This window comes from Conexibacter sp. DBS9H8 (assembly GCF_023330685.1).
GTDB lineage: Bacteria > Actinomycetota > Thermoleophilia > Solirubrobacterales > Solirubrobacteraceae > Palsa-465.
Window position 1 is genome coordinate 2,467,711 of sequence record NZ_CP097128.1, and the last position, 12,550, is coordinate 2,480,260.

General features: G+C 72.7%; 9 protein-coding genes. 4 read left to right on the top strand and 5 right to left on the bottom strand.

What is annotated here, in order from left to right:
* The first annotated feature begins 37 nt into the window (after positions 1–37).
* The 4 genes from M3M55_RS11760 (at position 38) to M3M55_RS11775 (ending at position 7,439) form a co-directional block, all read left to right on the top strand.
* Positions 38–1,684, top strand: coding sequence for a hypothetical protein (locus M3M55_RS11760; protein WP_249009693.1), 1,647 nt, complete (start codon positions 38–40; stop codon positions 1,682–1,684).
* Positions 1,681–3,414: a hypothetical protein gene (locus M3M55_RS11765; RefSeq protein WP_249009694.1), complete on the top strand. Its 1,734-nt coding sequence runs from the start codon at positions 1,681–1,683 to the stop codon at positions 3,412–3,414. The genes M3M55_RS11760 and M3M55_RS11765 overlap by 4 nt, the downstream gene beginning before the upstream one ends.
* Positions 3,415–3,604: 190 nt before the next feature.
* Positions 3,605–6,163, top strand: coding sequence for an FAD-binding oxidoreductase (locus tag M3M55_RS11770; RefSeq protein ID WP_249009695.1), 2,559 nt, complete (start codon positions 3,605–3,607; stop codon positions 6,161–6,163).
* 4 nt (positions 6,164–6,167) lie between these two features.
* Positions 6,168–7,439 (top strand): (Fe-S)-binding protein, encoded by a 1,272-nt coding sequence (locus tag M3M55_RS11775; RefSeq protein ID WP_249009696.1) that lies wholly within the window; start codon positions 6,168–6,170, stop codon positions 7,437–7,439.
* A 77-nt stretch (positions 7,440–7,516) separates the two neighbouring features.
* On the opposite strand, the gene M3M55_RS11780 is transcribed toward M3M55_RS11775, so the two are convergent.
* From M3M55_RS11780 to dxr, 5 genes are read right to left on the bottom strand one after another with little or no spacing between them, the layout of a single operon-like run.
* Positions 7,517–8,425: a crotonase/enoyl-CoA hydratase family protein gene (locus M3M55_RS11780; protein ID WP_249009697.1), complete on the bottom strand. Its 909-nt coding sequence runs from the start codon at positions 8,423–8,425 to the stop codon at positions 7,517–7,519.
* 40 nt (positions 8,426–8,465) lie between these two features.
* Positions 8,466–9,812 carry a hypothetical protein gene (locus M3M55_RS11785; protein ID WP_249009698.1) on the bottom strand — a complete coding sequence of 449 codons (1,347 nt, stop codon included), beginning with the start codon at positions 9,810–9,812 and terminating at the stop codon, positions 8,466–8,468.
* Positions 9,796–10,125, bottom strand: coding sequence for a hypothetical protein (locus M3M55_RS11790; protein WP_249009699.1), 330 nt, complete (start codon positions 10,123–10,125; stop codon positions 9,796–9,798). The genes M3M55_RS11785 and M3M55_RS11790 overlap by 17 nt, the downstream gene beginning before the upstream one ends.
* A 2-nt stretch (positions 10,126–10,127) precedes the next feature.
* Positions 10,128–11,249: an RIP metalloprotease gene (locus tag M3M55_RS11795; RefSeq protein ID WP_249009700.1), complete on the bottom strand. Its 1,122-nt coding sequence runs from the start codon at positions 11,247–11,249 to the stop codon at positions 10,128–10,130.
* Between the two features lie 59 nt (positions 11,250–11,308).
* A complete protein-coding gene (dxr, locus tag M3M55_RS11800) occupies positions 11,309–12,478 on the bottom strand; it encodes a 1-deoxy-D-xylulose-5-phosphate reductoisomerase (protein ID WP_249009701.1) in 1,170 nt (389 codons plus the stop codon).
* Positions 12,479–12,550 lie beyond the last annotated feature (72 nt).

A 12,550-nucleotide genomic window follows, 5' to 3' on the forward strand; every position in this document is an offset into this window, starting at 1 on the left:
CACAACTTCCGGGGCGGGAAGACGTTGAAAGCAATTCGTGCGCCCACCCCATCCCCGTATCCGCCCCATCCTCATCGCCGTCGCGCTCGCCGGCGCCGCCCTGCTCGCCGGCTGCGGAGCCGGCCAACCGGCCCGCGTGGCAACCGCGAGCCGACCGGCGGGCCACGGCAGCGGGCGCCGACCGCTGTCGATCATGGAATCCGACGGCCTCCTCTACACGAACGCCCCGGTGCTGTTCAGCGCCGCCCGCAGCCTCGGCGTGCAGGTCGTACGCTTCAACGTCCTCTGGAGCGGCTATGTGACCGATCCCCACAGCCCCTCCCCCCCCGCCGGGTTCGCCGCCGACAACCCGGCCAGCCCGGGCTATGACTTCACGTTCCTCGACGCGTTGGACCGGGAGGCCGCAGCCGCCGGCGTCCGCCTGTTCCTCACCGTCACCGGCCCGCCGCCCCGCTGGGCCCGGGGCGCTCACCCGCTGCTCGGACGCCACGGCTGTGGCCGCTGTGCCCAGTGGGAGCCCGTCCCCGCCGCCTACGGAGCGTTCGTGCACGCGCTCGGGACCCGCTACTCCGGACACTTCATCGCGCCGGGTGCGAGCACCCCGCTACCCCGGGTGAGCTTCTGGTCGCTGTGGAACGAGCCGAATTACGGACCCGACCTCGCCCCGCAGTCGCGGCTCCAGGGAGCGGGCACCCTGATCGTCGACACGGCCGCCCCCCAGTACCGGCGCCTGCTCGCAGCCGGGTGGGCCGGCCTGCGGTCCAGCGGGCACACGCCGGGAAGCGACACGATCCTCGTCGGCGAGACCGCGCCGGTGGGGGAACTTGACCCCGGCATCGACAACATGACACCGCCGCTGCAGTTCCTCCGCGACCTCTACTGCGTCTCGAGCGCCTACCGGCCGCTCACCGGCGCCGCGGCGGCCGCGGAGGGGTGCCCGGCCGGGATGAGCGGGGGCCAGTTCCGGGCCGACAATCCGGCGTTGTTCGACGCCAGCGGATGGGCCGACCATCCCTACGATTACGTCGTGCCCCCGACCGTCCCGCAGAGGGCCGGCGCTGACGGGGCGAACTTCGCCGACTTCGCCCGCCTGCCCGACCTCGCCCGGGCCCTCGACCGCGCCGCGGCAGCGTGGGGCGCCGACCCGCGCCTGCCGATCTACAACACCGAGTACGGATACTTCAGTGACCCGCCCGCCCATTACGACGCGCTCGCACCGGCGACGATCGCCCGCTACATGAACTGGACCGAGTACCTCAGCTGGAGCGACCCCCGGATCGCCTCCTATGACCAGTATCTGCTGACCGACCCGGCGGCCGCGTCAGGTTCCACCTTCGACACCGGCCTCGAGTTCGCCGACGGCCAACCCAAGCCGGACATCTACGCCGCCTTCGAGCTGCCGCTGTGGCTCACGCGGACGAGGCTGGCGCGCCCCGGGACCCTGCCCGTCTGGGGGTGCGTGCGTCCGCTTGACACCGCTCCGGGCACCAGCGGACGGGTGGCGATCCAGTACGCGCCCACCGGCGGCGGGTTCAGGACCCTGAAGACGCTCACCGTGAACGGACGGGCGGGCTGCTACTTCGACACCACCGTCCGGATCGGGGCCAGCGGCGTGCTGCGACTCAGCTTCGACCCGGGCCACGGAGCGATCACGAGCCGGAGCCAGGCGGTGGTCGTCGGATGAGCGCGCGCGTACCGGCCGGGGTGCGTCTCCTCCGCTCCCGCGCGCTCGCCCTCGCCCTCCTGTGGGCGGTGGGACTGCTCCTGCTGTCAGGGCTCGCCGCCCCCTCTGCGCGAGCGGACCAGACGCAGGTGACGATCCTCGAGGACGACCCGCTGGTGCTCAGCAACCCGGTCGGCACCCTCACGGAGGCTCGGGCTCTCGGGGTGACGACGCTGCGTTTTGACCTCCCGTGGGCGGCGGTCGCCCCCGCCACCAGTTCGTGGACCCGGCCCCGCTTCAACGCCACCGATCCGGCGGCGTACGGTGCGGGGGCGTGGGCGCCCTATGACGCGGTGATCCTCGCCGCCCAGCGGCTCGGGATCACCGTCGATCTTGACCTCGCGCCCGGTGCGCCGCGCTGGGCGACCGGCCCCGGCCAGCCCCGCAAGGTCAAGGGATACCCGCACTGGCAGTGGGAACCCAACGCGGTGCAGTTCGGGTACTTCGCCCAGGCGGCCGGGGAACGCTACAGCGGCAACTGGAACCCGCTCACAAACCGGCTCGACCCCGGGAACCCGGCCGACCTCCCCCGGGTGAGCTTCTGGTCGATCTGGAACGAACCCAACTACGGCCCGAGCCTCGCCCCCCAGGCGCTGCCGGGACATCCCGGCGTCGAGGACAGCCCGCGCATGTACCGCGAGCTCGTCGACGCTGCCTGGAAGGGCCTGGGCGCCAGCGGCCATCGCACGCCGACGGACACGATCATCATCGGTGAGCTCGCCCCGCGGTCGGAGCTGACCGCACCGAACGCGTTCGGCGACTTCAACGGGATGACGCCGCTCGTCTTCCTCCAGAACCTGTACTGCCTCACGTCCACCTACCGGCCGCTCACCGGGGTGGCCGCCGCCCTCCGGGGGTGCCCGGCGACCGCCGCCGGATCACGCCGGTTCGTCGCCGACAACCCGGCCCTGTTCGACAACAGCGGTGTCTCAGACCACCCATACGACGAGTGGTTCGCGCCCAACCAGGAGCTTGATATCCCGAAGCTGCGCGGGTGGGCGCTGGAGAACACCCAGGACACGTCACTGGCGACGATCGGCGTGCTCAGCGAGGGCCTCAACCGCCTGCTCGGTGCCTACGGCGTCCACCGTCAGCTGCCGATCTGGGACACCGAGTACGGCTACCAGACCAATCCGCCCCACCGTGCCGGCAAGGGCCAGCCGCCATGGCCGAGCCCCGCCCGCGCGGCTTACTACGACAACTGGGCTGAGTACCTGCAGTGGCGCAACCCGCGGATCAAGTCCTTTGACCAGTACCTGCTGCGGGACGCCGAGCCCGCGCTCGCCGCCAACAACTACGGCGGCTTCGCCAGCGGGCTGATCAACTACGACGGCTTCGCCAAGGCCGACTACAGCGCCTTCCGGATGCCGATCTACCTGCCCCGCACGGTCGCCGGCCGTGCCGGTCAATCCCTGCAGGTGTGGGGGGACGTGCGGCCGTCGGTGTTTCTGCTCGACGCAAACCTCGGTGGACCGCCACCGCGGGTGCGGCTGCTGTTCCGCCCCCGCGGCGCGCGCACCTTCAGCCTCCTCACCACCTTGCCGCTGCGCGCCGAGGGCTACTACGACGCGTGGGTGCCCTTCCCCGCCTCCGGCACCCTCGAGGCGCAGTGGCAGGTGCCGCGCGGCACGCTGCCGATCATCTCCGGGCAGACCCTGTTCAGCCGGCCCGTCGGCGTCGCCGTTCGTTGAGGCGATCCCGAGCGAGGCTCCATCGCGGCGGGAGTTGGACGAGGGCCGGGGCACCGGATCGACGACGATCTCCGTCCGCCCCTCTCTCCAGTCCGGCGGCCGCCATCATGATCTCCCGCGGGCGGCTTCCGAGCAAATCGTCGCGCACGCTTTAAGCTAACCCGCCGTGAGTCCGGGCATCAGAGACGTGGTGGTGCCTCCTGCTGTGCTCAGGCGCCTCGGCGAGATCTGCGGGCCTGCCCACGTCGCCGCCGACGCCACGACCCGCGGGGTCTACCGGCCGACCGCCGCCGGCTTTTTCGACGCGGACGCGGACGAGGTGACGCCGGGGGCCGTCGTGGCCCCCAGCTCGGCTGCGGAGGTGACGGCTGTCCTCACCGCCTGTGCGGAGACCGAAACCCCGTGGGCGGTCAGAGGGGCCGGCACGGCACTCACCGCGGCGGCGCCCCACTCCGCGGCGGCCGCCACGGAGGGCGGGGTGCTGATCGTGCTCACCCGAATGCGGCGAATCCTCGCCATCGACCGGACCCGCGGTGAGGTTCGAGTTCAGCCGGGGGTGAGCGCGCGCGCGGTGTGTGAGGCGGTCGCCCCCGGGCACGTCTTCTGGCCGGGACGGCACGGTCGGCCCGTGGGGACCGTCGGGGGCGCTCTCGCGACCGACGCGCGCGGGCCCACCGGTCCCGTCCACGGCACGGTGGCCGACCACGTGCTCGGGGTCGAGCTCGCCCTCACGAACGGGGGTCTGATCACCCTGCGGAGGGACGAGCCCGGCTACGACCTCATTGGCGGGCTCGGTGGGTCGGCCGGGACGCTCGGAATCGTCGTCTCCCTCGATCTTCGGATCGCGTCGGCGCCAGCCAGCACCCGGACGCTCAGCGCAAGCTTCACGACGCTCGCCGAGGCCGTCGCCGCCTCCGGCACGGTCCTCCGCGCGGGGGTCACGCCGACGGCGATGGAGGTGATCGACAGCATCGCCCTGACCGCGCTGGCCCGCGCCGGGGCGGCACCGTGGCGCGACGACGCCGGCGCGGTCCTGCTTCTCGAGCTCGACGGCGCGCCCGCCGACACGCTGCTCGCGCTCGAGACGACCGCGCGGCTGTGTGCACGCGAGCAGGCCCAGGACATCCAGATCGCCGCTGATGGGATCGAACGCCGAGCCCTGTGGGACGCCCACGCGACGCTGCCGGCCGTGTTGCGGCGTGTGAGCCCCGCCGTCACTGGTTCCCAGCTCACCGTCGGACCCTCCCGACTGCCCGCGCTGCTCGAGCGGATCGGCCGTCTCACCCGATCCCACCGACTCCCCGTCTCCTTGCAGGTTCGGGGCGGCGACGGGAGCGTGCGCGCGGTCATCAGCCACGAGCCGACCGCTTCCGGTGTGGCCCGGGCCCGTGCGCTGTCCGCCGCGATCGGGGAGGCCGGCCGCTCGCTCGCCGCGACGATCGACGGCGGGACGATCGACGGCGACGCGTCCGCCGGGAAGTTCCGCGTTCTCCGCGCTCTCCAGGAAGCCTTCTCGAGCGACGCCACAGCGGCGCCGGCGCGACCGGCGCCCGAGGACCGCCCGCCACGGCCGAGTGCTAGCGCCGTCCCGGTGACCCCGGTGACCCCAGCGACCCCGGTGACCCCAGCGACCGCCGCGGAGCTCGTGGAGGTGCTGCGGGCCGCCGCGGCGGCGGGCCGCCCGCTGCGGATCGCCGGCGCGGGAACGAAGGGGCGCTGGGGCACCGCACGCCGCCACGACGGCCAGGCCCTGCTCGCCACCGGCGGGCTGACCCGGATCGGTGCGGTCGACCCGCTCGCCCGGACGGTCACCGTCGACGCCGGTGTCCGCCTCGGCGACCTGCAGCGCTCCCTTGCGCCGGGCGGCCTCACCGTCGCCCTCGACCCCCCGGCCGCTGACCGGGCGACCCTCGGTGGGATCCTCGCGACCGGGGACTGTGGCCCGCTCAGCCATCGCTACGGACCCGCCCAAGCCCAGGTGCGCGCGCTCACCGCCGCCCTCGCGGACGGGACGATCCTCTCTGTCGGCGAGGACCGGCACGAGAACAACACCACTCCGGGACTGCACCGTCTGTTCTGTGGCAGCTACGGCACACTCGGGGTGATCCTCTCGCTCACCCTCACCCTCACTCCGGTCCCCGAGCGCACCGCGACCGCGACGGCGGTCGCGACCGACCCCGACCGGCTCGTCGCCGCGGCCACTGCGCTTGACCGGTCTGCGCTGGGGCTCCGAGCCCTCGATCTCGCCTGGCGGACCGGGCGCGGCGGGCTGCTCGCCCAGTGCGCCGGCGTGAACGCCCGAGAGCAGGCGGGCCGCGCCGCTGCTGTGATGGCTGACGCGGGCCTCTCCGACCCTGAGGTGAGTGAGGCGGATACCGCGCTCTGGGAGCGCCAGCGCCTCGGCCAGCGCTCGAGTGGCAGAGCGCTCGTGTGGGTGAGCCTGCCCGCGCCACGGATGGGCGACCTGCTCACCCTGGCGGACCGGGCCGACGCGACCGTCGTCGGTCGGGCCGCCCGCGGGATCGCCTACCTCGAACTCGACCCCGCGAGGCTGCCCGTACTTGCGGCCGGTTGGCCGGCCGGAGCGGTCGCCGAGCTGCGTGACCGCCCGGCCGGCGTCAGTCTCGGAGGCCCTGACGAGCTCTGGCGCGGGACCTCAGCCGCCGCCCTCAGGCTGATGCGCGCGCTCAAGGCGCGCCTGGACCCCGACGGGATCTGCAACCCTGGGCTGTTCGTCGGGGGGATCTAAAGCGATGGGCCTCCCCGACCCACCGCTGGACGACAGCTGGACCGCGGCGCTCGGCGACGCCCTCAGCGACTGCGTTCACTGCGGACTCTGCCTCGAGGCGTGCCCGACCTACCTGCTCTGGGGGGAGGAGGCCGACTCGCCGCGGGGGCGGATCACCCAGGTCGCGGATGCCGCCCGTGACAACGGCCGGCTGAGCGCCGAGACCGCCGTCCACCTTGACCGCTGCGTCGGGTGCCTCAGTTGTGTGAGTGCCTGTCCGACCGGCGTCGCTTATGACCGGATCCTCGCCGCCGCCCGGCCAGCCGTCGAGGCCCAGCATCCACGCTCTCCCCCGCAACGCGTGCTGCGGCTGTTGCTGTGGGAGACGCTCCCCTATCCGAGTCGACTTGAGGCGCTCGGGTCCACCCTCCGGGCCGCCCGGCGCTCCCGTGTCCGTGACCGGCTGCCCGACCCGGTCGGTGCGCTCAGCCGCGGACTTCCAGAGCCGCCCCCCGCGGCGGCGTCCGCCCCACCGCTACCGACCTTCACCCCGGCCCTCGGGCGCCGGCGCGGGCAGGTCGGTCTGCTGCTCGGCTGCCTCCAGCGCGTCTTCTTCGCCGACGTGCACCGGGCGAGCATGGCCGTGCTCGCCGCCGAGGGCTACGACGTGATCGCCCCCCGCCTGCCCGACTGCTGCGGAGCCCTTGAACTGAGTGCGGGTGAGGTCGAGCTGGGCCTCGCCCGCGCCCGGGCGACGATCGCCGCCTTCTCGGGGGTGGGTGCGCTGGACGCGGTGATCGTCAACGCCGGCGGGTGCAGTGCGGCGATGAAGGACTACGGAGGGCGCCTGGGCACGTCCGCCGCCTGGGAGTTCTCCGGGCTCGTCCGGGACATCAGCGAGTTCCTCGCCGACATCGACGCCCGAGCGCCCCGAGGGCCGCTCCCCATACGCGCCGTCTATCACGACGCGTGCGAGCTCGCGCACGGCCAGGGGATCCGGGCCCAGCCACGTGCGCTGCTTGCCGGCATCCCCGAGCTGACACTGCTCGAGCCGGGCGCGGAGGCCGCCATCTGCTGCGGGGCGGCCGGGGTCCACCGCTTCCTCGAGCCCGTCACCGCCGCGACCCTCGGGGCGCGCAAGGTCGAGCAGCTCCTCGCCGGGGAGCCGGAGATGGTGCTCAGCCCAAGCCCGAACTGCAGCGCCCAGATCGCCACTCACGCCCGCGCGGTCGGCCGTCCGGTCGAGGTTCTCCACCCGATGGAGCTGCTGTGGCGCTCGCTTCGGGCCGCCCGCTGAGGCCCCGCCGAGCGCGAGGCCGACCGAGCAGCCCTGTCATGCCGCGCGGTCGGCAGGATCGCCGGAGGCTCAGCCGATCACCCGGGAACGACGCGGGCCCCCTCCCCGAAGGGCCCGTCCCGTTCGCTCACCGCCTGACGGAAGCCCGCCTCCGCGGCACGCCGGGCAAACGCGTACCCCTCCGGCGTGTGGCGGGTGATCCCATCCAGGATCGTCCCCAGCGTCTGGGAGACGGCAAGCCCGTGGTTGACGGTCTCGGTGTTGACGAGCAGCTTCATCATCTGCAACTGATTGAGCGGCATCTGGGCGATCCGACCGAGCAGCCATTCCGTCCGCGCATCGAGCTCGCCGGCGGCCGGCGCCTCGGTCGCCAGCCCCCACTCCAGCGCCTCAGCCCCAGACAGGCAGTCCCCCGTGAACAGCAGACGCTTGGCCCGCATCGGCCCAAGCCGATGGGCCCACATCGCTGTCGTTGGAGACCCCCACACCCGCGCGGGCGGATAACCGATCTTCGCCGTCGCCTCGATCACGAGCAGATCCGAGCACAACGCGAGGTCGGTCCCCCCGGCGACGCAGAAGCCGTGCACCTTGCAGATGACGGGCTTGCTGCAATGAAAGAGAGTCATGAACGCCCGCACGTTGCGGGACATGCCGGCGTAGTCGACCATCGGATCCCACGGCCGGGACGGATCGTGGTTGGCCGCCTGGACGGCAGGGCTCGTCGGTGACCCGGCCGGTGCGTCCGCGTCACCGTAGCCGCCCTCCCGCATCGACTCGGCGCTCGCGACGAGATCATATCCGCCGCAGAACCCCTTGCCGTTCCCGGCGAGAGCGAGGACGCGGACGGTCGGGTCGAGGTCGGCCCGTTCGACCGCATCGGCGATCGCGGCGATCAGCGAATTCGTGAGTCCGTTGCCCCGCTCGGGTCGGTTGAGGGTCAGCCGGGCGACCGGGCCGTCGACGTCGTACTCGAGCTCCTCACTCACGCTCACACCTCTCCCGGCTCATCAGGCTCCCGCCCCGTTGTCACAGCTCTGTCGCCCTACCAGCGCCACGGGGGGCAACGACAGCCCGGCGGTCACCGCCGCGGTCCGGTCCCGGCTGGTTCGCTGCCGGGCCGGTCCGGTGCAGCGCGCGGAGGACGATACCGAAGACGATGAGCGCCGCCACCGCCTGCAGCACGACGGTCTGCACGGCGTCGGCGGTCCCGATCACCGTGTACAGGTGGTGCAGGGAGCCGACCCCAAGCACTCCCACCACCACGGCCGCCTCCCCCGGACGCAGGCGCCGCCCGCCCGGGTCGAGCCGGTGCCACAGCACCGCGGCGGCGCAGACGAGCGCGCCGAGCCCGAGCACGGACAGCCGCGTCTCGTTGTGCTCGGCGTAGCGGGCACTGAGAGCGAGCGGCTGGGCGGCGACGGCGAGGGCGACCCCGAGCGTTGCCCAGAACACCGCCCCGAGCCGCGCGAGCCCGATCTCGGCCCGGGCGACGATCAGACCGGCGAGCAGCACCGCGCCGACGGCCGCGAGCCCGTTGACGCTGCGCAGGAGGTGCTGGGCCAGCAGGCCGGCGCTGTGGGGCAGGGCGCCGAGCTCGGCGAGGACGGTGAAGTGAAGCAGCGACGGGGTCGTGTTGTAGGAGAACCCGCGGGCGACCCGCACCTCGAGCACGTAGATGATGAGGGCGAGCAGCCCCGGCGCGAGCGCCCGTCCCCAACGGAGTGTTGCAGTGAGCTCTCCCGAACCGGGCCAGACGAGCAGCGCGACCCCGACCATCACCGCGGCGGGAAGCTCGGTCTGGCGGGCGAGGGCCCCGACGGCGGTTCCGGCGAGGATCACCCACCAACGGCGCCTGAACAGGCCCAGCAGCGACAGCGCGAGTCCGAGGTCGAAGATCAGGTCGGTCACCTCCCCGCGAGCGATCAGGTAGTAGCGCAGGCTGTAGGTGTTGAGCACGAACACGGCGAGGCAGAGCGCCCACTGCGGGCCGCTGAGGCCGACCTGAGTGAGGAGGAGGCCGAGCACGCCGACGAGGGCGACCACGACGAGGACGGTGATCACCGTGTAGGTGCCCGGCAGGCCGGTCCCGAGTCCACGGGCGATCAGTCCGATCAGGTAGTGGAAGACGAACCGCTGACCGTGCTGGTTCTGGATGCCGCCGTGGGGCAGGGACGGAGCGGCCGCGGCGATCCGGCGGTAGTCGTGCTCGTCATTGGCCTGGACGAGGCGGAGACTCGCCGCCCAGCCGAGCCAGCGGTTCGTCGCGGCGATGAAGGCGAGCATCGCCGCCGCGCCGGCCGCCGCCGACCACTTCCAGGCACGGCTCCGCGTCGGCAGCGACGAAGCCGCATCCCTCTCAGCGGCCGCGGCCACCGCCGCGACCTCCCGGCTCGACGGTCGCGTCGGTCGGGGCGAGCGCGTCCGTGAAGGCCCGCGGAACGGCCGGCCCGTCCCCCTCCTCCCACAGGGTGATCACGACGAGTTCATCCCGGCCGGGCCGGCAGATGAAGATGAGGTCGCGGTCCTGGAGGTCACGGACGGCCACCGCACCGCGGGGCGCGGGCACCACCCGGCCGGCGGCATGGGCAGCCCGGACCCGGGCGATGATCTCGGCGCGCTCCTCCAGGCTGCCGCGGACCCGCTGGCGGTAGCGGCTGACGGCATGGTCGGTGACGGCGACCAGCACGCTCAGTGCCCGGAGAGGAAGTTCCCGCCGTGGATGAAGGTGGAGATGTCGTTGGAGAAGCCGATCACGAACAGCCCGAGGACGAGCGCGAGCCCGACCCAGCTCGCCCGCTCCATCGTCGCCAGCGACACCCTGCGGCGGCGCACCTTCTCCACCAGCGCCCAGAAGATGTGACCGCCGTCAAGGGGCAGGAACGGCAGCAGGTTGACGATCGCGAGCGCGAGGGAGATCCCGCCGAGCACCCACACCCCCTCAGCCGTGCCCTGGGAGGTCGCCTGCTCGGCGGCGACGTAGACCCCGGCGACGCTGTGGAGCTGGCGGCGCTCCTTGGCCTGATAGAGGTGGGAGAGGGCGTGGAAGGTCGCCGCGATCTCATGGCCCATCTGGGCGAGGCTGAGGTGGGCGGCCCGGCCGGGCGACACCGCCTCATGGATCACCGGCGGCCCGTAGGAGAACCCGATCAGGAACCGGCCGGCGCTCGCGTTGTAGCGCGGATGGACGCTGAAGGCGATCCGCCGGCCGTGACGGAGGACCACCATCGCCACCGGCGTCGTCGCGACACAGCCGTCGGTCCGCACCCCGCCGGCACAGCGGCTCGCGGCGATCGCCCGCTCGAACCGGGCCGGAGTGGTGAAGCCGTCGATGGAGACGATCCGGTCGCCGGGGCGCAGATGCCCGGCCGCCGGGCTTGAGGCCTCCACCTGCCCGACCACGTACCCCTTTCCGGAGCCGTAGAGACCGTTGAGGTTGAGCACGGCGGCGAAGATGAGAAAGGCGACGATCAGGTTGACGAGCGGGCCGGCGGCGATCACGACGATCCGCTTCCACACCGGCTGGTTGACATACGCACGGGGGTCCTCGGCCGCCCCGCCCGGGTACCGCTCCGCCAGCGCGCCCGTGTACACCTCCTCCGGGTTCATGCCGCTGATCTTCACGTACCCGCCGAGGGGGATGCTCGCGATCCCGTACTCGGTCTCCCCCACCCGGCGGCGCAGCCACATCGGCCCGAAGAACAGACTGAAGCGCTCGACGCGCATTCCGACCGCCTTGGCGGCGAGGAAGTGGCCGCCCTCATGGAGGACGATCAGAGCCGCAAAGCCCAGCAATGCCCAGACGAACGCCATCGTCAGGAGTGTGACACGGCTCCCCGAGCGCTTCGCAATCTCTTAGGACGCCGGTGAGGTCAGCGCGCCGAGGCCGAGCGCACCGCCTCAGCGGCCACCGCCCGGGCTTCCGCGTCGGCGGCGGTGAGCATGTCGAAGCTGTGCACCATCCCCCAGCCGCCGGCCCCGAGCGCCGCCAGCGCGGTCTCGATCACCTCGGGGATGCGGGTGAAGGCGATCTGATCGGTGAGGAAGGCGTGGACGGCGACCTCGTTGGCCGCATTGAGGACACACGGGGCGGTCCCGCCGGCACGGCCGGCCGCCCGGGCCAGGGCGAGGCAGGGGAACGCCTCCACGTCGGGGGCCTCGAAGGTGAGGCTCCCGAGCGTGGCGAGGTCGAGGGGGGCGACGGGCAGCTCGGCCCGCTCGGGGTGGTGCAGCGCGTAGGCGATCGGTACCCGCATGTCCGGGTAGCCGAGGTGGGCGAGCGTCGCCCCGTCGATGAGCTGGACGAGGCTGTGGACGATCGACTGGGGATGAACGACGACGTCGATCTCCTCATAGGGGGTGCCGAACAGGTGGTGAGCCTCGATCACCTCGAGCCCCTTGTTCATCAGGGTCGCCGAGTCGATCGTGATCTTCGCGCCCATCGACCAGGTCGGGTGCGCAAGCGCATCGGCGACCTCGACGTCGGCGAGGGCGGCGGGAGAGAACCCGCGGAACGGACCCCCGGAGGCGGTGAGAATGAGCTTGAGGACACTTCCGGGCCGCTCCCCGGCGATCAGCTGATGAAGGGCGGCGTGCTCGGAGTCGACGGGCAGGATCCGCGCCCCGGTCGCCTCAGCGAGCTGGGTGATCAGCTCACCGCCGACGACGAGCGACTCCTTGTTGGCGAGCGCGAGGTCGATCCCCTCCCCGAGGGTGGCGACGCTCGCCAGCAGCCCGGCGGCGCCGACGATCGCGTTGAGAACGAGGTCGGCGCCGGACTCGGTGATGAGAGCGACGATCCCGTCCGGGCCGCTGAGCACCTCCCCGTCGGTCCACGCCTCCGCTGCCCGCGCGGCGGCGTCGGCGTCGGCCAGGGCGATCCGTCTCACCCCGAGCCGGAGGGCCTGCTCGAGCAGCGGCTCCCATGCGGTCCCCGCCGCAAGCCCACAGATGGTCAGCTCTCCGTCTGAACGGGCGACCACGTCGAGGGCCTGAAGGCCGACCGAACCGGTCGCACCGAGGATCACGACACGGCGTGGCATCGGCCCATAGTAGGCAGCGCGAGCCCGTCGCGGTGGTCCCGGTGGACCACCGCGACGCCACAGGCGTGTGGC